This is a genomic window from Helicobacter pylori SA37A (assembly GCF_000476015.1).
Taxonomy (GTDB): Bacteria; Campylobacterota; Campylobacteria; order Campylobacterales; family Helicobacteraceae; genus Helicobacter; species Helicobacter pylori_DB.
Genome location: NZ_CBOO010000012.1, coordinates 15,892 through 38,439 on the forward strand (window position 1 = coordinate 15,892; position 22,548 = coordinate 38,439).

The window sequence follows — 22,548 nt, forward strand, 5'->3', positions numbered from 1 at the left end:
ATGAGTAAGATTGCAAAAACAGCCATCATCTCTCCTAAAGCAGAGATTAATAAGGGCGTAGAGATTGGGGAATTTTGCGTGATTGGGGATGGCGTCAAACTAGATGAAGGCGTGAAACTCCATAACAATGTAACCTTACAAGGGCATACTTTCATTGGGAAAAACACCGAAATTTTCCCTTTTGCCGTGCTAGGCACACAGCCTCAAGATTTAAAATACAAGGGCGAATACAGTGAACTGATTGTTGGAGAAGACAACCTTATTCGTGAATTTTGCATGATAAATCCCGGCACTGAAGGGGGGATTAAAAAAACCCTTATTGGGGATAAAAACCTGCTCATGGCTTATGTGCATGTCGCTCATGATTGCGTGATTGGCAGTCATTGTATTTTGGCTAATGGCGTAACTTTAGCAGGGCATATTGAAATAGGCGATTATGTCAATATTGGCGGTCTTAGCGCAATCCATCAGTTTGTGCGTATCGCTAAAGGCTGCATGATAGCCGGTAAGAGTGCTTTAGGCAAAGATGTGCCACCTTATTGCACCGTAGAGGGCAATCGCGCTTTTATTAGGGGGTTAAACCGCCACAGGATGCGCCAATTATTAGAGAGTAAGGATATTGATTTCATCTATGCGCTTTATAAGAGATTGTTCCGCCCTATCCCCTCTTTAAGAGAGAGCGCTAAATTAGAATTAGAAGAGCATGCCAATAACCCTTTTGTAAAAGAGATTTGCTCTTTTATTTTAGAGAGTTCCAGGGGCGTGGCGTATAAGTCAAGCGAATATTCTAGCGAAGAAAAACAAGAGGAATAACATGAACGAAACGCTTTATTGCAGTTTTTGCAAAAAACCAGAATCAAGAGATCCCAAAAAACGCCGCATTATTTTTGCGAGCAATCTCAATAAAGACGTGTGCGTGTGCGAATATTGTATAGATGTGATGCATGGGGAATTGCACAAATACGACAATTCTTTATTAGCGCTCAAAAGAGACCGATTGAGGCGAATGGAATCTAGCGCTTATGAAGAAGAGTTTTTGCTCTCTCGCATTCCAGCCCCTAAAGAGCTTAAGGCGGTTTTAGACAATTATGTGATAGGCCAAGAGCAGGCCAAAAAGGTTTTTTCCGTAGCCGTGTATAACCATTACAAACGCTTATCTTTTAAAGAAAAACTCAAAAAACAAGACAACCAAGACAGCAATGTGGAGTTGGAACATTTAGAAGAAGTGGAGTTGAGCAAGTCTAATATTTTATTGATCGGCCCTACAGGATCAGGTAAAACTTTAATGGCGCAAACTCTCGCCAAGCATTTGGATATTCCTATCGCCATTAGCGATGCGACTAGCTTGACCGAAGCGGGCTATGTGGGCGAAGACGTGGAAAATATCCTCACAAGATTGTTGCAAGCGAGCGATTGGAATGTCCAAAAAGCCCAAAAAGGCATTGTGTTTATTGATGAGATCGATAAAATCAGCCGTTTGTCAGAAAACCGCTCCATCACTAGAGACGTTTCTGGGGAGGGCGTTCAGCAAGCGTTGTTAAAAATCGTTGAAGGCTCTTTAGTGAATATCCCCCCCAAAGGTGGCAGAAAGCACCCTGAGGGCAATTTCATTCAAATTGACACGAGCGATATTTTATTCATTTGCGCCGGAGCGTTTGACGGGTTAGCCGAAATCATTAAAAAACGCACCACGCAAAATGTGTTGGGTTTCACTCAAGAAAAGATGAGTAAAAAAGAGCAAGAAGCGATCTTGCATTTAGTCCAAACCCATGATTTAGTAACTTATGGGCTTATCCCTGAGCTTATTGGCCGTTTGCCGGTTTTAAGCACGCTAGATAGCATCAGTTTAGAAGCGATGGTGGATATTTTACAAAAACCTAAAAACGCTCTCATCAAGCAATACCAGCAACTTTTCAAAATGGATGAAGTGGATTTGATTTTTGAAGAAGAAGCGATTAAAGAAATCGCCAAACTCGCATTAGAAAGAAAAACAGGGGCTAGGGGACTAAGGGCGATCATTGAAGATTTTTGTTTGGATATTATGTTTGATTTACCCAAGCTTAAGGGATCGGAAGTGCGTATCACTAAAGATTGTGTTTTAAAACAGGCTGAACCTTTGATCATCGCTAAAACGCATTCTAAAATTCTTCCTTAAGGAACACGCTTATAAATTTAACGATAAAGGATTAGAAAGGGCATGATTTTTAGCAAATTGATCGGTTTGTTTTCGCATGATATTGCCATAGATTTAGGTACGGCTAACACGATCGTGTTGGTCAAAGGGCAGGGCATTATTATCAATGAGCCTTCTATTGTGGCGGTGCGCATGGGGTTGTTTGATTCTAAAGCTTATGATATTTTGGCAGTGGGGAGCGAGGCTAAGGAAATGCTAGGCAAAACCCCTAACAGCATCAGAGCGATTCGCCCCATGAAAGATGGCGTGATTGCCGATTATGACATTACCGCTAAAATGATCCGCTACTTTATTGAAAAAGCGCACAAACGAAAAACATGGATCCGCCCGCGCATCATGGTGTGCGTGCCTTATGGGTTGACAAGCGTGGAAAGGAATGCGGTTAAAGAGAGCGCTTTGAGCGCGGGAGCGAGAGAGGTCTTTTTGATTGAAGAGCCTATGGCAGCCGCAATTGGAGCGGGCTTGCCGGTCAAAGAGCCTCAAGGGAGTTTGATTGTAGATATTGGCGGTGGCACGACTGAAATTGGCGTGATCAGCCTTGGGGGGTTAGTCATCTCTAAAAGCATTAGAGTGGCTGGGGACAAATTGGATCAAAGCATTGTGGAATATATCCGCAAGAAATTCAATCTGTTAATAGGGGAGCGCACCGGCGAAGAGATTAAGATTGAAATCGGTTGCGCGATCAAATTGGATCCGCCTCTCACGATGGAAGTGTCAGGGAGGGATCAAGTGAGCGGACTATTACACACGATTGAATTGAGCTCTGATGATGTGTTTGAAGCCATTAAAGATCAGGTGAGGGAAATCTCTAGCGCTTTAAGGAGCGTGCTTGAAGAAGTGAAGCCGGATTTAGCTAAAGACATTGTGCAAAATGGCGTGGTGCTTACCGGCGGTGGGGCTTTGATTAAAGGCTTAGACAAGTATTTAAGCGATATGGTTAAACTCCCTGTGTATGTGGGCGATGAGCCTTTATTGGCCGTGGCCAAAGGCACAGGAGAAGCCATACAAGATTTGGATTTACTCAGCCGTGTGGGTTTTAGCGAATAATGCATGCGTTTTTATTTTAAATTCCTTTGGCTTTTAGGGATTTTTCTTATTTTTTATTTTTTAGACATTAAAGGCAGTTCTTCTTATATCAGCGACCGGATTAAAAACGCCTTGATGAGCGCTAAAAACAGCTTATTAGACAATATTCAAGCGTATTTTTTTCAAGCCCAAAACATTAAGGAATTTCAAAAAGAACGCTTGATTTTAGAAGCTTTAAAACTAGAAAACGCCGATTTGAAAGAGCGTTTGAATAGTATTTATCCTTTAGAAAATCCAAAAATGACTTATACCCCTACTTTTATGACTTCATTCATCAGTTTAGAAGACACGCACAGCATTTCTCTCAACCCTATCATGAATTTAGAAGAAAATAAGATTTATGGCCTTGTCTCCCACAATCAAGCCATAGGCATTGCCGTGCTAGAAAAAGGGCGCTTGAACGGGTTTTTGAACGCTCACAAGCGCTGCGCTTATAGCGTGATGATAGGCAAAAATCAAGTGTTAGGCTTTATAGGATCTAATTTCAAGCAAGAATTAGTCGTGGATTTTATTGTCCCTAGCGCTGAAATCAATATAGGCGATCAAGTGCTCACAAGCGGGTTAGATGGGATTTTTGGAGCGGGGGTGTTTGTGGGCGAAGTTTCAAGCGTTGAAGATCACTACACTTATAAAAGCGCGGTGTTGAAAAACGCTTTTTTAAGCGGCGCCAAACTTTTAAGGCATGTGTTTTTAAGCGATGTGAAAAACTAGCGTTATATTCAAGGCTCATTGAAGCGGATCTTTTAACCCCTTTCAATAAATTTAGGCCATAAGGTTAGAAAAAAATCTTTTAATTTATCTTTTTGGATCCAATCATCTTTATATTTATCCCCCACATCATCCTTATTTCCATAAAATTTTAAAACCACTTTGATTTTGAAATGGGGATCGTCTTTAGGGTTAAAAATTTTATCTTTAAAAAGTTGATACGCATCTGCCTTATGTTCGTAATCAGTGTGTTTGCTCCCTTTAGGATCAATGAAGCAAATGATCTGCGTGCCGCCTTTTTCTAGCCAAAAGATAAAATCAGGGAAAAATTTCCTTTCTGTAGCGCAGTTGTCTATATAAGGGATAAACAAATTGTCTAAATGTTCATCAATCTTACTGAACGCCCAAAAATCGTAGTTTTTTTGCAGCGTTTCTATCGTTTCAGTTTCTTGCAATTCCTTTAAAAAATCAATTTCACTTTCTACCTTAACGACATGCTGAAGCCAGTCGCAGTTTTTGGCTTTAATGAGTGGGGTGTAGTAATGCTCTTTGAATTTTAACAGCTCTGCACCATCAAGTTTAAAAGCCTTATCTTGTTTGTGTTTGTCTGTATCATAAGGATCAATCTCGCCTTGCGCGATTTTTATTCTTTCTTTATCCAAAGGCGCATACTCTTTCACTTCTTGGATGGTTTTAACCAGCGCTTCCTTTTTGTCCGCTTTAACTTTAACCCTTTTAAAATGCACGATTTTCTCATTATCTAGGGCGTCAAACTCGTCTTTAGGCACTTTTTGATTAGGGTATAGCTTGCCTTTAATTTCAGAAATCATGTAATCTAAATCTTTATAATGCCAAGTTGATACCTTTTTAAAATGCGCTGTTTGTATCAAGTCTTTTAACAGCGCATAATCTTTAGGGTTATAAATCTCATGCTTTAAAATAAAATGTTTTTCACTCATTAAATGAAAATACTCTTTTAAATCCTTAAAATTTTTTTCGCTCATTTTAAACGAAGCGCTTTTATCAAGTTTAAGAGCGTTTGTTTGTTCTTTCCGGTAGCAAGGCACGAATAAGGCATGCTCTATGCGCGTTTTTTCTAATTTGATTTCACGCCAAGAACCTCTATTCTCACCCTTATTTTCGCTCTCTTTTTGGAACTTTAAAATCGCTTCAAGGCTTGCATGGTTAGTGGGTATGATAAAAAGCGTTTCCAACATTGCAGCGTTTGGTTTCAAGTCTTTTTTAACGGCTTTATCTATGTCTAAATACGCTAACCTTTGGCGTTGGTTTTTGACGCTTTCAATCCTTACGCCCCTGCCAAAAGATTGTTTCACCAATTTTTTAGCGTCATCATCAAGCCCTATATTTAAAAATAAAATCACGCTAGGCCTTGTGCTATCCCAGCCGGTGTCAAAAGTGCGAGACCCTACTAAGATATTGATACTGCTCTTATCAATCTGGCTGAAATAGCTCTCTTCTTTAAAGCTCAAATTCTTACTCACCACCTTCACGCTCTTTAATTTTTCACAAATCCATTCGGTAATATCGCCTATTCTAATCAGGCAAAAGACTTTATCGCTTGTGTTGAGCTTGAAAGCGATTTCTTGCTTGTTGTTAGGGTTAATGATGACTTCAATACGCCCACTATTGGCATAAAAAATTTCTTCTTTTAAACCTTTAAAATCAATCTTGTTTAAACCCTCTTTAAAAACCTTAACCTTATCGTCTTTATTTTTGTCATCGCTAAAAAGAAATTCCGGATTCTTTAATTCCTCTAATAAATCGTCTTTAGCTTTCTCAAAATCGCTTCCATCGTCATTTTCAATCACGCGCACTAAAGTTTTGAAAAAGATTTCCGCATCGCTGTTTTCCACATTCACCGAATGCGTGAACACGAGCATTAAAGGGTCATGAAAATAGCCTTCTGTTTTATAGCGTTTTTGCATGCCTAAAAGCAACAACGCTTTTAAAAGCGCGATTTCTTTTTCCCTATCGTTTAAATCTTTCAATTCCTTAAAAGCGTTTAAATTGTTTTTCTTCAATAAGACAGATTCTTTGCCATAGCCAAGCTTCACCCACTCGCCCACGCTCAAATTATACACCGCAGTGATGAGATCGCTCTCTTCAGTGAAAGTGGCGCTGAAATTGAATAAAAACCCTTTTAAAGACAGCAGGCTAAAAATCGCTTGCCTTTTGCTTTCAGTCTTGTTCCCCTTATGCGCTTCATCTAAAATCACATAGTTTTCCCCATTATCCCAATAATCCTTATAATTTAAAAGGTTTTCCTTGCTTTCTTCATCATTCATTAAATCCGCGCGGTAATAAAAAAGAGCGATTTTTTCTATGAAAGAACCTTTTGGAGCGTGATAAAAATCTTTATGGGTAACGCTTTTAAGGCTTTTGAAATCAATTTGTTTGGAATAGTCTTTATTGCGGTTGTATTTTTCAATTTCTTTTTCAAATTGCTTGATTAAATGCTCATTGGCGCTAAAAAACATGATATTTTTCTTAGGGATTAAACCCATTTCCATAGCCACGCTTAAAAGCTCTACCAGCTTGATGATCACAATCGTTTTACCGCTCCCTGTGGCCATGTAAAAGGCTAAGCGGTTGATAAAGTTTTCAAACTTCACGCAACCATTTTCCACCTTAAAAGAGTTTTTTAACAAATCGTTGAGTTTCTTTTTAGTGAAATCGCAATGAGCGAATGAATAATGCCTTTGATAGAAAGCATAAAAATCTTTTTTATTTTCTTTAAAATCTTTAAAATAAGCGGTAAGCATTCTAAAAGCGTTGATCAAAGCTTGTTGTTGGTAATCTAAAAGCTCCTTATTATTATCAAAGCTTTTAAAGTCCAGCATTTCCAGTGGCTCGTTAATCTCATGGGTGTTTAATTCCTCTTCAGCGAGTTTTTGAGCGACAAAAATTTCATTATGGGTTAAATTTTCTTGTTTTTTCTTTGCCATTATCTCTCCTTACCAAATGAGTGCTTCTTTTAAGGCTTTTAAAATCTCTACTTCTTTATCATTCCCTTTAAATTTCACCACCTTTTCATTAAAAAACTCCACTCCAACCCCCCATAAATTTTCCAAAGTCTCTTTAATATCCACGCCCATTTTTTCTAACGCATCTACATTGAGCGTGTAAGATTCATTTTTGCATTCCACCAAATCGCTGTATTGTTCGTCATAAGCTAAGGGTTTGTCGTTGTCTTCATACTTGATTTTTCTTAAAATCTCTTCATAGCTTTCTAATTCATAAACTTTGATGGCTCCGCCTCCATCAAATTCTTTAAGCGCACCGCTTTTAAAACCGCCTATAACCTTTTTAAGCCTGGGCAAAATCACGCTCTCAAAATGCTCCCCCATTTCAATACCGATATACTTTCTCTTCAGCTTGTGTGCCACCGCGCAAGTCGTCCCGCTCCCAGCGAAAAAATCGCACACGAGATCGTTTTCTTTTGTGGAAATTTCTAAAATGCGTTGGAGTAGGGCTTCGGGTTTGGGGTTATTGAAAATTACTTCGTTTTCAAAAATAGCTTTTATTTCACTTGTTCCGCTTGTATGTAAGTCCATAAAATTGGTATCTACCATTAATTTTTCTCTCGGTTTAACCCAATATTCTATGGTGTTATGGTTATTTTTTCTTACAAAATCTAGCTCATTGCCAAGCGTTTTATGATGCTCATAATACTTTTTTAAATCATCAAAATTAGAATTTAAAAAGTCTTTGTAATTTTGCAATGCTTTCAACCCTTTTTCTTTGCTCCATTTCCATTGACCTTTTGCAATATTAACCCCATCTATTTCATAACGCATAGTAGGTCTATCCATATTAGAGTATAAACCTGCCCAAATACCTTCTTTTTGTTTTTCGTTGGCATCTTTAACATATGGATTAACATAATAAAAATTATCACTTTTTTTATAAACTAGAACATACTCAAAAGCTACATTTAGCGATTTGATTTGATTAAATTGTGAATTTAAGCTTTTAGTCCCTCTTTTTACCGCCAAGCAATTTACAAAGTTATCACCCCCCCCCCCCCCACTTAAACACTTCGTCCATTAAAGCTTTGCAATAAGCCTGTTCGTTGTCATCAATGCTCACAAACATCACGCCTTTATCATTCAATAAGGAATGCGCAAGCTCCAGGCGGTTTTCCATCATAGCGAGCCAACTGGAGCGTTTGAAATTATCCGCATAAACAAATTCGTTGTTTTGCGTGTTGTAAGGCGGATCAATATAAATGCAATCAATGGCTTCTTTATAGCGGTTTTTGAGGGAATTTAGGGCTTGGTAGTTTTCGCTTTTAATGAGCGTGCCGTTGATTTCATCTTCGCTGAATAAATTTTTAATCCCTTCTTCTAAATCTTTAAAATAAATCGTGTCTAGGGGCAAAAACTCGTTTTCTAAAAGATTGTCTGTAATTTTTAAATTCAAATCTTGCCATTCTTTAACTTGTTTAGGGTAGTTTGGGTGGGTTGTGATTTTATTCAAATCGTAGTTTTTAGCTTTGAGTTTGTCTAGGCTTACAATGAAATGCGAGTTTAACACAAAACGGGGTTTGTTCCAAATCTTACAAAGTTCGTTTTCAAATTCGCTCACTAATACAATCACTTCTAAAGCCACTTCTTTAATAATGTTGATCTCATTCAGGCGTTTAGCATCAAATGCAGTCATTTCTTTAAAAAGGTATTCAAACAAATACAAATCCAACTGCTCTTTTAAAAACCCTAGCGCGTTTTTATGGATAAAATAATCCATACTGCCTTGCTTTTTGAATTTCACCAACGCTTTTTTTAAAATTTCTTCATCAAGTTTGACGCCTTGATTGAAACATTTTTTTAGGATTTCACTTATTTTTGTTTGAGTCCCCTTGCTGCTGAGCGTAACGCTAAAAGTTAGGGTGTTGGTTTTTGCGTCTGTATCTTTTAGATTAAAGACTAGTTCTATTTTTTCATTATTCTTTTTACTTTCTAATGAAGAAGTGTCAAAATTAAAAAGAATGTTTTCTAATTCAAAGCAAAAATCCTTATAAATCGTTTCGCTTTTCACATAGTAAAGATCTTTAGTTTTATAAAATAAAGCGGTGTCTTTTTTAAGGGAGCATTTTTCATAACCGCTTTTAGTATAAAGATTATCATAAAGGGGCGTGTCGTTGAAATAAATCCCTCCATTAGTGCTGAAATAACGCTTGAAAAAGCTATAGAGTTTGTCAAACAATTCTTCTTTGAGATCGTTGTTGTTTTGGCATTTTGAATCAATGAGTTTTTTTAATTTTTGTTTTTTATGGTGGTAATACTGGCTTTTAGCTTTCATGAGGTTGATCATGCCATTTTTCATGGCTCTAGGGCTAGAATCTAAAAGGCTTTCTGGCTGGTCTTCAATCTTAACGCCTATGAAAAGGTTTTCTAAAACTTCATAAAATTGCGCTTCGTTCGTTTTCATCATCACGCTCCTTAAAAAACATGAAAAAGTATTATAACAAAGCCCTTTAATTAAGCGCTACAATACCCCCATGCGAAAAAAGATTTTTTTACTAGAAGACGATTACCTTTTAAGCGAGAGCGTTAAGGAGTTTTTAGAGCATTTAGGCTATGAAGTGTTTTGCGCTTTTAACGGGAAAGAGGCTTATGAAAGGCTCTCTGTTGAGCGTTTTAACCTCTTACTTTTAGACGTGCAAGTGCCTGAAATGAATAGCTTGGAATTATTCAAGCGCATCAAAAACGATTTTTTAATCTCTACGCCTGTGATTTTTATCACCGCCTTACAGGATAACGCTACCTTAAAAAACGCTTTTAATTTAGGAGCGAGCGATTATTTGAAAAAGCCTTTTGATTTGGATGAATTGGGAGCGCGCATTAAAAGGTTTTTCAATGATGATCCCATAGAAATTATGCCTAACATTTTTTATCACCAAAATTGCTTGAGTGTCAAGGGCAAAAAAGAGATCTTGCCGCCCAAAACCGCCCAACTTTTAGAATATTTTTTAGAGCATAAAGGGCAAATCATCAGTTCTCAAGCGTTAGAAAATAACTTATGGGAGCAGGCGATTGATGATTCCACCTTACGCACTTACATTAAAGTGTTGCGCAAGCTTTTAGGTAAAAATTGCATAGAAACGCATAAGGGGGTGGGCTATCGCTTTAACCCACTATGAAAAAAAATCCCTCAAACTCTTTTTAGGGACTTATTTAGGCTCTTCGTTTGTGTTAATGCTAGTGATTAGCGTTTTAGCGTTTAACTATGAAAAAAACGAAAAAATCAAAATGATACGCATGGACATGGACAAAATGGCTTCTAAGATCGCTAGTGAAGTGGTTGCCTTGCACATGCAAACGCATGCGGATTATCACAACGCTTTAAACGCTCTCATATCACGCTATAAAGACGCTTCCATAGCCCTTTTTGATAGTAAAAAGCGTGTTTTGTATTCTAATATCCCTGAAAGCACGGATCTGATTAAAACCCATAAAGAAGGGGGGTTTTTTAATTTTAAGGGGGAATATTACTTATTTAGCGATGAAACTTTTGCTCATTTAGGCGTGGCTAAAATGCTTTTTAAAAATTCTAAACCTCTTCATTTTTCTTCTTTGTATCGTAATATTGTTTTAGTGTTTGTCATAGCGTTTTTATGCGTGATAGGGGTTTCTGTGTTTTTAGGGCGTTTGTTTTTAAAGCCCATTAGGAATGAAATCACGCGCATCGATCATTTTTTAAAAAACACCACACATGAATTAAACACCCCCATGAGCGCTTTAGTCTTGTCTTTAAAAACCTTAGAAGACAATCAACAACACCGCCGCATTAAAATCGCTATCCAGCGCATGAGTTTTTTATACCGCTCGCTCTCATATTTAGTGATGCAAGATATTGAGCGCGAATCCTTTGTGCTTTTAGACTTAAAAGCCCTAATTATTAAAGAAAACACGCTTTTTAGCGAGATGATAGACTACCACAAGCTGGAATTTAAAAGCGATTTAGTGGGAGTGGAATTGAAGGCTAAAGAGCAGGATTTCCTTTCGCTCTATAGCAATTTGCTCATGAATGCGATCAAATACAGCGTCATGCATGGGTATATCCACATAGAGCTAACGCCTGAATTTTTGAAAGTGAAAAATTTAGGGTATGAAATCCCTAAAGACAAGATTAAAGATTTAAGCGTTCGTTATGCGCGTTTCAATTCTGGCGTGTTGGGTTATGGTATAGGGTTAGATTTAGTGAAAAAAGTGTGCGAAAAGTATAAAATGCGTTTAGAAATTCATAGCGAACCCTCTTTAAAAGGATCGTTTTATGAAAATTCGTTTTGCGTTCAATTTCAAGGACAAGGATAAAGATGCTTTCAGTGTATGAAAAAGTGAATGCCCTAGACAAAAGGGCACTTGAAGAATTGTTTTTAAGCGAAGACGTTTTAATGGAAAACGCCGCTATGGCTTTAGAAAAGGCGGTTTTACAAAACGCTTCTTTAGGCGCTAAAGTCATTATCCTTTGTGGGAGTGGGGATAACGGAGGCGATGGCTATGCTCTAGCCAGGCGTTTAGTGGGGCGTTTTAGAGTGTTAGTTTTTGAAATGAAATTAGCCAAAAGCCCCATGTGCCAATTGCAAAAAGAAAGGGCTAAAAAAGTGGGGGTAGTCATCAAAGCATGGGAAGAAAAGAATGAAGATTTAGAATGCGATGTTTTAGTGGATTGCGTGGTAGGGAGTGCTTTTAAGGGCGAATTAGAGCCGTTTTTAGACTTTGAAAGCCTTTCTCAAAAAGCACGCTTTAAAATCGCTTGCGACATTCCTAGCGGGATCGATTCTAAAGGCAGGGTGGATAAGAGGGCGTTTAAGGCGGACATGACTATCAGCATGGGCGCTATCAAGTCATGCTTACTAAGCGATAGGGCTAAAGACTATATAGGGGAATTGAAAGTGGGGCATTTAGGGGTTTTCAATCCAATTTATGAGATCCCAACAGACACTTTTTTACTAGAAAAAAGCGATTTGAAACTGCCCTTAAGGGATAAAAAAAACGCTCATAAGGGCGATTACGGGCATGCGCATGTTCTTTTAGGCAAGCATAGTGGGGCGGGGTTATTGAGCGCTTTAGGCGCGTTAAGTTTTGGATCTGGAGTGGTGAGTATTCAAGCGTTAGAATGCGAGATAACTTCCAATAACAAGCCTTTAGAATTGGTTTTTTGTGAAAATTTCCCTAAAAAGCTCAGCGCGTTCGCTCTTGGCATGGGGTTAGAAAATATCCCAAAGGATTTTAATAAGTGGCTTGAATTAGCCCCATGCGTTTTAGATGCGGGCGTTTTTTATCACAAAGAGGTCTTGCAAGCTTTAGAAAAAGAAGTGATCTTAACCCCTCACCCTAAAGAGTTTTTATCGTTATTGAAATTAGTGGGGATCAATATAAGCATGCTAGAATTGTTAGATAATAAACTAGAAATCGCAAGGGATTTTTCTCAAAAATACCCCAAAGTGGTTTTGCTTTTAAAGGGGGCTAATACCCTAATCGCTCATCAAGGGCGGGTTTTTATCAACAATTTAGGGAGCGTGGCTTTAGCCAAAGCTGGGAGTGGCGATGTGTTGGCGGGGCTTATTTTAAGCTTGCTTTCTCAAAACTACACGCCTTTAGACGCCGCTATTAACGCAAGTTTAGCGCACGCCCTAGCGGGTTTAGAATTTAAGAACAATTACGCTTTAACGCCCCTAGATTTGATAGAAAAGATCAAACGATTATAAAAGGATAAAAATGGATCATTTAAAGCATTTGCAGCAATTGCAAAACATTGAAAGGATCGTGCTTTCAGGCATTGTGTTGGCCAATCATAAGATTGAAGAGGTCCATAGCGTTTTAGAGCCTAGCGATTTTTACTACCCGCCTAACGGCTTATTCTTTGAAATCGCTTTAAAACTGCATGAAGAAGATTGCCCCATTGATGAGAATTTTATCCGCCAAAAAATGCCTAAAGACAAGCAAATCAAAGAAGAAGATCTAGTCGCTATTTTTGCGGCAAGCCCTATAGATAATATTGAAGCCTATGTGGAAGAGATTAAAAACGCTTCCATTAAACGAAAACTTTTTGGCTTGGCTAACACCATTAGAGAGCAAGCCCTAGAAAGCGCGCAAAAATCCAGCGATATTTTAGGCACTGTGGAGCGAGAAGTCTATGCGTTATTGAATGGCAGCACGATAGAGGGCTTTAGGAGCATTAAAGAAGTGCTTGAAAGCGCAATGGATCTCATTACAGAAAACCAAAGAAAGGGGAGTTTGGAAGTTACTGGCATACCGACTGGCTTTGTCCAGTTGGATAATTACACGAGCGGTTTCAATAAGGGGAGTTTAGTCATTATAGGGGCAAGGCCGTCTATGGGTAAAACCAGTTTGATGATGAACATGGTCTTAGCTGCGCTCAATGACGATAGGGGGGTAGCGGTTTTTAGTTTGGAAATGTCTGCAGAGCAACTCGCTTTAAGGGCGTTATCGGATCTCACTTCTATCAACATGCATGATTTAGAGAGCGGGAGGCTTGATGATGATCAATGGGAAAATTTAGCCAAATGCTACGATCACCTTTCTTGCAAAAAACTCTTTTTCTACGATAAAAGTTACGTGAGGATAGAGCAAATCCGCTTGCAACTGCGAAAGCTTAAATCCCAACACAAGGAATTGGGTATCGCTTTTATTGACTATTTGCAGCTCATGTCAGGGAGCAAAGCCACTAAAGAACGCCATGAACAGATCGCTGAAATTTCAAGGGAGCTTAAAACTTTAGCCAGAGAATTAGAAATCCCTATCATAGCGTTAGTCCAACTCAACCGCAGCCTGGAAAATCGAGACGATAAACGGCCCATTCTTTCGGATATTAAAGACAGCGGAGGGATTGAACAAGATGCGGATATTGTCTTATTTTTGTATAGAGGCTATATTTATCAAATGAGGGCTGAAGACAACAAAATAGACAAACTCAAAAAAGAAGGCAAAATTGAAGAGGCGCAAGAGTTGCACCTAAAAGTTCATGAAGAAAGGCGTATCCACAAGCAAAATGGCAGTATTGAAGAGGCTGAAATCATTGTGGCTAAAAACAGGAATGGGGCTACAGGAACGGTTTATACGCGCTTTAACGCTCCTTTCACGCGCTATGAAGACATGCCTATGGATTCTCATTTAGAAGAGGGGCAAGAAACTAAATTTGAAATACCCACAACTTGAAAGATAAAACTTTTCAGGGGGCGTTTGAACTTCTTTCAACCCCCAAAGAATACTTATGGTGTGGGGTGTTTTTAAGCCTTTTGTTGGCAATCAATCTTTATTTAGAATACTTGAATTACCAAAAGCTTGATTTTTCAAAACCTACAAGCTTGAACGCTCAAATCTTATTACAATACCCTAAAACTAAAGATCAAAAAACCTATTTTGTCTTAAAACTCCAATCAAAGGGCATGATCTTTTACACCACCATTAAAGAGCCTTTAAAAAGCCTCCAATACCGCCATGCACAATTTTTTGGCAAAATCAAACCTTGCTCGTTCTTAGAGTCTCTAAAATCATGCTTTTTTCAAACTTATTCTTTTTCTTTAACGCGAAAACAGGATTTCAAATCGCATGTGCGCCATTTCATTGACAGCGCTCATGAAAACGCTTTGGTGGGTAATTTGTATCGCGCGTTATTTATAGGGGATAGCTTGAATAAAGACTTAAGAGATAGGGCTAACGCGCTAGGGATCAACCACTTACTAGCCATTAGCGGGTTCCATTTAGGGATTTTGAGCATGAGCGTGTATTTTCTTTTCTCTCTTTTTTATACCCCCTTACAAAAACGCTATTTCCCTTACAGGAACGCTTTTTATGATATAGGGGTTTTGGTGTGGGTTTTTTTGCTAGGGTATTTATTGCTATTAGATTTTTTACCCTCTTTTTTCAGGGCGTTTTTAATGGGCTTACTAGGGTTTTTGGCATGCTTTTTTGGGGTAAGGCTTTTGAGTTTTAAACTTTTGGTTTTAGCGTGCTGTATCGCCATAGCGTTACTCCCTAAATTGCTTTTTAGCGTGGGGTTTTTGCTTTCTGTGTGTGGGGTGTGGTATATCTTTTTATTTTTAAAACACACTCAAGCCTTTTTTAAAACCTCTTCTTTTTTAAGGCGATCTTTTCAAGCCATAAGCTTAAGCGCGCTGGTGTTTTTAAACATGCTCATTATTGCGCATGCCTTTTTCCCTATGTTTTCGCCCTACCAGCTCTTTAGTATTCCTTTAGGCTTGATTTTTATCGTGTTTTTCCCTTTGAGTTTGTTTTTGCATGCTGTGGGTTTGGGGTCTTTGTTGGATCGCCTTTTAAGCATGCCTTTAACAATCCCCACGATTTCAATCCCTTCGCCTTTATGGCTTTTAGGGGCGCATTTATTTTTAACGATTTTAAGCGCGCGTTTCTTTAAAGTTTATTTAAGCATGAATGTTTTGAGCATGGGCTTTTTCTTGTATTGTTGCTATCAATATATTATAATGCCTAGTTCAATTGTAGGTTAGAAAAGTCATTTTTAGGGATCAAATAATTGCTTAAAAAAATCACGCACCAAATCAAAGCTTTAAGCGAATTGGTCGCATTAGAGCATACGATATTTTCTAGCATGTTTTTACTCATGGCTATGGTCATAAGCTCCTATCAAAAAAATCAAACGCTCTTTTTTGGCTTAGAAACCTTAATCCTTTGTTTTTTAGCCTTATTAGGGGCAAGAAACTTCGCTATGGGGTTTAACCGCTTAGTGGATAGAGATATTGATAAGGACAACCCAAGGACGAAAAACCGCCCGAGCGTGGATGGTAGAATCAGCGTTAAAGGCATGGTCATTTTTAGCGCTTTAAACGCCCTTTTATTCGTGGGTGTGAGCTATTTCATTAACCCTTTAGCGTTCAAGCTTTCTTTACCTTTTTTAATCATTTTAGGGGGGTATTCGTATTTCAAGCGTTTTTCTTCTTTGGCGCATTTTATCGTGGGTTTGGCTCTAGGGCTAGCCCCTATTGCTGGGAGTGTGGCGGTTTTAGGAGCGATCCCTTTATGGAATGTTTTTTTGGCTCTTGGGGTGATGCTATGGGTGGCTGGGTTTGATTTGCTCTATTCTTTACAAGATATGGAGTTTGATAAAGAAAGGGGCTTGTTTTCCATTCCTAGTCAATTAGGGGAAAAATGGTGTTTGAATCTCTCAAGGCTCTCGCACCTTGCAGCACTAATATGCTGGCTTTGTTTTGTGAAATGCTATCATGGGGGGCTTTTTGCGTATTTAGGTTTAGGGGTTTCAGCCTTGATCTTACTCTATGAACAAATCTTAGTGGCTAGGGATTATAAAAACATTCCTAAAGCTTTTTTTGTGAGTAATGGCTATTTGGGGGTGGTGTTTTTTATTTTTATCGTCCTTGATGTGGGGTTCAAACATGCATGAGTTGGTTTTAAAAACCCAAGCTTTAGGGTTTGAAACCCGTTTAGTCCAATGCGATCTGTCGCTTTCTTATGAAAGGTTTATTTCTAAAAGCAAACGCTCTTTAGCGATCTTAGAAGAATTTGATTGGTTAAATTCTGGCTTTGATTTTTCACGCTTGAAAGTGGAAAACGACACTTTGGAATTGCTCAAAGCAATGTATCTTAAATTAGAAAAACTAGAAAGCTTGCTTTTAAAGGAAAAATTGCTTGAATTGGAGCAAGATAACCGCATCATAGCGTTAGGGCATGGGTTAGTTTGCCTAAAAAAACAAAGCTTGATAACGCCTCAAACTTACTACGGGCGTTGTGTGTTAGAGGGGAAAATCCTAGCCTTTTTTGGCGTGGCTAGGGATAAGAGCATTTTAGAAATCACGCGCATGCACGCCCTAGACATTAAGCGTTATGATTCTTTCATTGTCCATAGCGAAAGAAAAGGGTTAAAATTATGAACGGGAGCAATCATGTTAACTTCTAATGATTTGTTTATGGTCGTTTTAGGGGCGATTTTATTGGTGTTAGTGTGCTTGGTGGGGTATTTGTATTTTAAAGAAAAAGAGTTTTACCATAAAATGAGGCGTTTAGAAAAAACATTAGACGAATCCTATCAAGAAAATTACATTTATTCTAAACGCTTGAAAGAATTAGAAGGGCGTTTAGAGGGCCTTTCGTTAGAAAAAAGCGCTAAAGAGGATAGCTCATTAAAAACGACTCTTTCGCACCTTTATAACCAATTGCAAGAAATCCAAAAATCCATGGATAAAGAGCGCGATTATTTAGAAGAAAAAATCATTATTTTAGAAAACAAATTCAAAGACATGGGGCATTATGCCGCTAGCGATGAAATCAATGAAAAACAGGTTTTGAAAATGTATCAAGAAGGTTATAGCGTGGATTCTATTTCCAAAGAATTTAAAGTGAGTAAGGGCGAAGTGGAATTTATATTGAACATGGCAGGGTTAAAATGGTAGCTTTAAGCAACGCTCTTTCAAGGGCTTTTGGCTCTTTGGCTGGCTATGAATTCCCTTCTTTTATCCAAAAATGCATCAACGCCCTTTATGTTAAGATTTTTAAAATTGATTTGAGCGAGTTTGAGCCTTTGGGAAATTATAAAAGTTTGAACGCCCTTTTCACGCGCTCTTTAAAAAAAGAACGGCCCTTTGACAAAGCCCCTAATATTTGCATTGCACCATGCGATTCTTTGGTAACGGAATGCGCTTTTTTAGACAATGATACCGCTTTACAAGTTAAAGGCATGCCCTATAAAGCGCATGAATTGGTGGGCGAAATCAACCCCTTAGATCCTTCTTTTTTCTATGTGAATTTTTATCTTTCGCCTAAAGATTACCACCATTACCACGCCCCTTGCGATTTAGAAATTCTAGAGGCTCGTTATTTTGCGGGGAAATTACTACCGGTCAATAAGCCCTCATTAAATAAAAACAAAAATTTGTTTGTGGGCAATGAAAGGGTGGCACTCGTTGCAAGAGACATTCAAGGCAATAGGTTGTATTTTGTGGCGGTGGGGGCGTTGAATGTGGGTAAAATGCGTTTTAATTTTGATAAAAATATCCAAACTAACGCTAAAGCCCGTTTCACGCAAACCTATTCTTACAACCCTCCTATTAAGGTGAAAAAGGGGGATCATTTAGGGAATTTTGAAATGGGATCCACCATTGTTTTATTCATTCAAAACACCGCTTTTAAAGATTTAAGGGAAAAAAGCGTGAAGTTTGGGGAAAGTATAGGGGAATTTCATGCCAACTGATAACGATTTAAAAACTTCTATTTTAGAATTGTTAAACGATTTAGACGCGCTTTTAGTGGCTCATTTTTATCAAAAAGATGAGATTGTAAAATTAGCCCACCATGCAGGGGATAGCTTGGAATTGGCTAAAATCGCAAGCCAAAGCGATAAAAACCTCATCGTGTTTTGCGGGGTGCATTTTATGGGTGAAAGCGTGAAAGCTCTAGCCTTTAACAAACAAGTGATCATGCCCAAACTCTCATGCTGCTCTATGGCGAGAATGATAGACAGCCAATACTACGATAAGAGCGTTAGCCTTTTAAAAGAATACGGCATTAAAGCATTTTACCCTATCACTTATATCAATTCTAACGCTGAAGTGAAAGCCAAAGTCGCCAAAGATAACGGCGTGGTCTGCACCAGTAGGAACGCTTCTAAAATTTTTGATCATGCTCTCAAACAAAATCAAAAAATCTTTTTTTTACCCGATCGGTGCTTGGGGGAAAATCTAGCCCTAGAAAATGGCTTAAAAAGCGCGATTTTAGGCGTAAACAGCCCAGAAGAAATCAAAAACGCTGATGTGATTTGTTATAACGGCTTTTGTTCTGTGCATCAGCTTTTCAAACTAGAAGACATTGAATTTTACCGCCAAAAATACCCGGATATTTTAATCGCCGTCCATCCAGAGTGCGAGCCTAGCGTGGTTTCTAATGCAGATTTTAGCGGATCAACAAGCCAAATCATAGAATTTGTAGAAAAGTTAAGCCCCAATCAAAAAGTCGCCATAGGCACTGAAAGCAATTTAGTTAACCGCTTGAAAGCCAAGCGCCATGATGAAAACACTTTTATCCTTTCTAGCACGCTCGCGCTTTGCCCTACCATGAACGAAACGACTTTAAAAGATTTGTTTGAAGTCTTAAAAGCCTATAAAAACCACAGGGCTTATAATACAATTGAATTAAAAGATGAGGTGGCGCGCTTAGCCAAACTCGCTTTAACTAAAATGATGGAGTTGTCATAATGGAAATTAGAGCCTTTTTAGAATGCGCTTTAAAAGAAGATTTAGGGCATGGGGATTTGTTTGAAAGGGTGTTAGAAAAGGATTTTAAAGCCACGGCTTTTGTCAGGGCTAAACAAGAGGGCGTGTTTTCAGGCGAGAAATACGCTTTAGAATTGTTGGAAATGACCGGCATTGAATGCGTTCAAAACATCAAAGATAAAGAGCGTTTCAAGCCTAAAGACACCTTAATGGAAATTAGAGGGGATTTTAGCATGCTGTTAAAGGTTGAACGAACCCTTTTAAACCTGTTGCAACACAGCAGCGGGATCGCTACTTTAACGAGTCGTTTTGTAGAAGCTTTAAATTCTCATGAAGTGCGTTTGCTAGACACACGAAAAACCAGACCCCTTTTAAGGATTTTTGAAAAATATTCCGTGCTTAATGGGGGAGCGAGCAACCACCGCTTAGGGCTAGATGACGCTTTAATGCTTAAAGACACGCATTTAAAGCATGTGAAAGATTTAAAAAGTTTTTTAACGCATGCCAGAAAGAATTTGCCTTTCACGGCTAAAATTGAAATTGAATGCGAGAGCTTTGAAGAGGCTAAAAACGCCATGAATGCGGGAGCGGATATTGTGATGTGCGATAACATGAGCGTTGGAAAGACGAAAGAAATTGCCGCTTATAGAGATGCGCATTATCCCTTTGTCTTGTTAGAAGCGAGCGGGAATATCTCACTAGAGAGCATCAACGCTTACGCTCAAAGCGGCGTGGATGCCATTAGCGTAGGGGCTTTAATCCATCAGGCCACTTTTATTGACATGCACATGAAAATGGCTTGAAAACTTAAAAAAAGGTTGTTAGCATGTTAAAAGAGTATTTAGAAAGCATTAAAGACCTTGCTGAAAAGAACGAACTCACGCACCGCGCCTTTCTACAAAAATTGCTTACAAGTTTAAAAGACAATTTCAACAAAGAATTTAAGATTGAGCATGAGCCTAAAAGAGACAAAAAAGGGGGTCAGCCTGATTTTCTTGTTTCTTTTCAAGGGCTTAACATTGGCTATGTGGAAAACAAAAGAGCAGGGACTAAACTTGACGAACTTTTAAAAAGCGATCAGATCCTTAAATACTTAGAACTAAACCAAAACCTCATGCTCACCGATTACCTTAATTTCGTGTGGGTAGGGAAAGATGAAAATAACGAGCCTTGGATTAAAAATAAAATCTCTATCGCTAGCCTTGATGAACCCTCTAAACCCCTAAAACCCACACCACAAACCGAGCGCGATCTCATTGAGTTTTTTAGAGGCTTTTTCAATTATGAAGCAGCACCTATCACTAACGCCAAAGATTTTGCAACGCATTTAAGCGCCCCCACTAAGTATTTAAAAGATGCTTTAATTGCATACCAAAAAAACGAGCAAGTTTCTAGCATTTTTAAGAATTTTAAGGAATATCTTTATGAAGAATTGAGCTTTGAGGATTTTAGCGATGCATTCGCTCAAACGCTCACTTACAGCCTTTTTCTAGCCAAGCTCAACCACCCCTTTGAAAAAATAAATTGGGACAATGTGAGGAGTTCCATCCCTAAAAATTTCGCTGTGATCAGAGAAATGGCGGATTTTTTAAAGAAGCTTGATGCAATCAAAGAAATCCAATGGCTTTTAAATGAAATTTTAAACTCAATCAATCATGTTGATATGGACTCTATCCTTAAAGATTTGAATGACGATAAAGACCCTTATTTGCACTTTTATGAAACCTTTTTAAGCGCTTATGACCCTAAATTACGAGAGAAAAAGGGCGTGTATTACACCCCAGATTCTGTGGTGAAATTCATCACTAACGCTTTGGATAGCCTGCTCAAAACGCATTTCAAAGACGCTCCCTTAGGCTTAAAAAGTGCTTTGGATAACGAAAACATCAAGCTCTTAGATTTTGCCACCGGCACCGGCACTTTTTTATTGGAAGCGTTTAGGAAAGCGCTAGAAACGAGAAAAACAAGCGATGGAGGCACCTCCACTAAAGAGGACAAATACCAAAACCTCTTGAAGCAATTCTATGGGTTTGAATACTTGATCGCTCCTTATGCGATCGCTCATTTGAACCTCAGCCAAGCCTTTAAGGAGGAATTTAAAAAACCTCTCAAAGAAAACGACGCACTTAAGATTATTTTAACTAACACCCTCATACAGCCTAGTGAGATCGTTGCTTATCGTGGGCTAAACCCAATTTTTGAAAAAGAGCTTTCAAACGCTCAAGAAATTAAAAAAGATGAAAATATCCTTATCATCACCGGTAACCCCCCTTATAGCGGGGCGAGCAGTAATAAGGGCTTGTTTGAATGGGAAGTGAAAGCCACTTACGGCATAGAGCCTGAATTTCAAACCATAGAAATTGAAAAAAACGTTAAACTCACCGATAAAATCCAAACGCTTTTAAAAAACATTCAAAAACAAAAAGAAAGTGGCAGTAAAAACGCCCTAAAGGAACTTAAAAACCTCCATTCTAAATACAAATTGCAAAAGGAGAAAAACCCTAAATGGCTCTTAGACGATTACGTGAAATTTATGCGTTTCGCTCAAAACAAGATCGAATCGTTAGGGCATGGCCTTTTTGGCTTTATCTCTAACAACGCCTTTTTAGATAACCCTACTTTTAGGGGGTTAAGGCGCTCTCTTTTAGAATGCTACGATGAGCTTTATATCTTAAATTTGCATGGAAACGCTAGGAAAAAGGAGGAAACCCCACAAGGCGCAAAAGATGAAAACGTTTTCAATATCATGCAAGGCGTCTCCATCAACCTCTTTGTCAAAAAGGTGCAAGCCACCAAGCAAAAAATCTACTATTATGATGTTTATGGCCAAAGGGCTGAAAAATACGCCTTTTTAGCCCAAAATGATTTGAATAGTATTGAATGGCTTGAGCTTGCCCCAAGAGAGCCTTTTTACTTACTCATACCCCAAGAAACGCCTTTGTTAGAGGAATACGAACAAGGCTTTAGCGTTCAGGAGATGTTTCAAGTTGGAAGCACCGGTATTTGCTCTAAAAAAGACCATGTCGTTTTCCACAAAGACAAAGAAAGCTTGCTCAAGCTTTTAAAAGATTTTTCAACCTTAGAGCCTAGCGAGTTACGCAGAAAGTATGATATTAGAGATGCTGAAGGTTGGAAACTTGGACGAGCGATTGAAAATGTTAAGAAAAATTCACATGAATTAGAAAAATACATTACTTTGTGCCAATACCGCCCTTTTGATTATCGTTGGACTTATTACACTGATAAAAGTTGTGGGTTTTTAGCTAGACCTGTATATCAAGTTTTTAAACACATGTTACCCCCCCCCCCCCCC

General features: G+C 38.5%; 19 protein-coding genes. 16 read left to right on the plus strand and 3 right to left on the minus strand.

Annotation, left to right across the window (positions count from 1 at the left end; translation table 11 throughout):
- From lpxA to mreC, 4 genes are read left to right on the plus strand one after another with little or no spacing between them, the layout of a single operon-like run.
- Window positions 1–813: an acyl-ACP--UDP-N-acetylglucosamine O-acyltransferase gene (gene lpxA, locus QT76_RS06420; RefSeq protein WP_000034142.1), complete on the plus strand. Its 813-nt coding sequence runs from the start codon at window positions 1–3 to the stop codon at window positions 811–813.
- Window position 814: 1 nt separating this feature from the next.
- The gene (gene clpX / locus QT76_RS06425; protein ID WP_001006286.1) at window positions 815–2,155 is read left to right on the plus strand and encodes an ATP-dependent protease ATP-binding subunit ClpX; all 1,341 of its coding nucleotides are present in this window, start codon (window positions 815–817) and stop codon (window positions 2,153–2,155) included.
- Window positions 2,156–2,197: 42 nt separating this feature from the next.
- The gene (locus tag QT76_RS06430) at window positions 2,198–3,241 is read left to right on the plus strand and encodes a rod shape-determining protein (RefSeq protein WP_000577744.1); all 1,044 of its coding nucleotides are present in this window, start codon (window positions 2,198–2,200) and stop codon (window positions 3,239–3,241) included.
- Between the two features lie 3 nt (window positions 3,242–3,244).
- Window positions 3,245–3,991, plus strand: coding sequence for a rod shape-determining protein MreC (gene mreC / locus QT76_RS06435; RefSeq protein ID WP_033617070.1), 747 nt, complete (start codon window positions 3,245–3,247; stop codon window positions 3,989–3,991).
- A gap of 32 nt (window positions 3,992–4,023) precedes the next feature.
- Here mreC and QT76_RS06440 read toward each other — a convergent pair whose 3' ends face one another.
- From QT76_RS06440 to QT76_RS08725, 3 genes are read right to left on the minus strand one after another with little or no spacing between them, the layout of a single operon-like run.
- Complete coding sequence (locus tag QT76_RS06440; protein ID WP_033617071.1) at window positions 4,024–6,954, minus strand: DEAD/DEAH box helicase family protein; 2,931 nt, start codon at window positions 6,952–6,954, stop codon at window positions 4,024–4,026.
- Between the two features lie 9 nt (window positions 6,955–6,963).
- Window positions 6,964–8,004, minus strand: coding sequence for a DNA methyltransferase (locus tag QT76_RS08720; RefSeq protein ID WP_154213352.1), 1,041 nt, complete (start codon window positions 8,002–8,004; stop codon window positions 6,964–6,966).
- A gap of 16 nt (window positions 8,005–8,020) precedes the next feature.
- Window positions 8,021–9,439 carry a DNA methyltransferase gene (locus tag QT76_RS08725; RefSeq protein ID WP_154213353.1) on the minus strand — a complete coding sequence of 473 codons (1,419 nt, stop codon included), beginning with the start codon at window positions 9,437–9,439 and terminating at the stop codon, window positions 8,021–8,023.
- Window positions 9,440–9,509: 70 nt separating this feature from the next.
- Here QT76_RS08725 and crdR point away from each other — a divergent pair, with 70 nt between their 5' ends.
- From crdR to QT76_RS06505, 12 genes are all read left to right on the plus strand, one after another.
- Window positions 9,510–10,151, plus strand: coding sequence for a copper response regulator transcription factor CrdR (gene crdR, locus QT76_RS06450; RefSeq protein ID WP_033617072.1), 642 nt, complete (start codon window positions 9,510–9,512; stop codon window positions 10,149–10,151).
- On the plus strand, window positions 10,117–11,325 hold the full coding sequence (gene crdS / locus QT76_RS06455) for a copper-sensing histidine kinase CrdS (RefSeq protein ID WP_080242477.1): 1,209 nt from the start codon (window positions 10,117–10,119) through the stop codon (window positions 11,323–11,325). The genes crdR and crdS overlap by 35 nt, the downstream gene beginning before the upstream one ends.
- Before the next feature lie 2 nt (window positions 11,326–11,327).
- Window positions 11,328–12,722: a bifunctional ADP-dependent NAD(P)H-hydrate dehydratase/NAD(P)H-hydrate epimerase gene (locus QT76_RS06460; RefSeq protein WP_033617074.1), complete on the plus strand. Its 1,395-nt coding sequence runs from the start codon at window positions 11,328–11,330 to the stop codon at window positions 12,720–12,722.
- Window positions 12,723–12,732: 10 nt separating this feature from the next.
- On the plus strand, window positions 12,733–14,193 hold the full coding sequence (locus QT76_RS06465) for a replicative DNA helicase (protein ID WP_033617075.1): 1,461 nt from the start codon (window positions 12,733–12,735) through the stop codon (window positions 14,191–14,193).
- Window positions 14,190–15,503, plus strand: a complete 1,314-nt coding sequence (locus QT76_RS06470; protein WP_033617076.1) for a ComEC/Rec2 family competence protein — start codon at window positions 14,190–14,192, stop codon at window positions 15,501–15,503. The genes QT76_RS06465 and QT76_RS06470 overlap by 4 nt, the downstream gene beginning before the upstream one ends.
- A 26-nt stretch (window positions 15,504–15,529) precedes the next feature.
- Window positions 15,530–16,414, plus strand: coding sequence for a menaquinone biosynthesis prenyltransferase MqnP (gene mqnP / locus QT76_RS06475; RefSeq protein ID WP_033617077.1), 885 nt, complete (start codon window positions 15,530–15,532; stop codon window positions 16,412–16,414).
- Window positions 16,407–16,901, plus strand: a complete 495-nt coding sequence (locus tag QT76_RS06480; RefSeq protein ID WP_050578769.1) for a hypothetical protein — start codon at window positions 16,407–16,409, stop codon at window positions 16,899–16,901. Before mqnP ends, QT76_RS06480 begins: the two co-directional genes overlap by 8 nt.
- Before the next feature lie 12 nt (window positions 16,902–16,913).
- Window positions 16,914–17,420 (plus strand): DUF6115 domain-containing protein, encoded by a 507-nt coding sequence (locus QT76_RS06485; protein ID WP_020973130.1) that lies wholly within the window; start codon window positions 16,914–16,916, stop codon window positions 17,418–17,420.
- Window positions 17,414–18,217, plus strand: coding sequence for a phosphatidylserine decarboxylase (locus QT76_RS06490; RefSeq protein WP_033617078.1), 804 nt, complete (start codon window positions 17,414–17,416; stop codon window positions 18,215–18,217). Before QT76_RS06485 ends, QT76_RS06490 begins: the two co-directional genes overlap by 7 nt.
- Window positions 18,207–19,217: a quinolinate synthase NadA gene (nadA, locus tag QT76_RS06495; protein ID WP_033617079.1), complete on the plus strand. Its 1,011-nt coding sequence runs from the start codon at window positions 18,207–18,209 to the stop codon at window positions 19,215–19,217. Before QT76_RS06490 ends, nadA begins: the two co-directional genes overlap by 11 nt.
- A complete protein-coding gene (gene nadC, locus QT76_RS06500) occupies window positions 19,217–20,038 on the plus strand; it encodes a carboxylating nicotinate-nucleotide diphosphorylase (RefSeq protein ID WP_033617081.1) in 822 nt (273 codons plus the stop codon). The genes nadA and nadC overlap by 1 nt, the downstream gene beginning before the upstream one ends.
- Before the next feature lie 23 nt (window positions 20,039–20,061).
- Window positions 20,062–22,548 (plus strand): type ISP restriction/modification enzyme (locus QT76_RS06505; protein WP_033617082.1); only part of this gene is annotated, 2,487 nt, incomplete at its 3' end.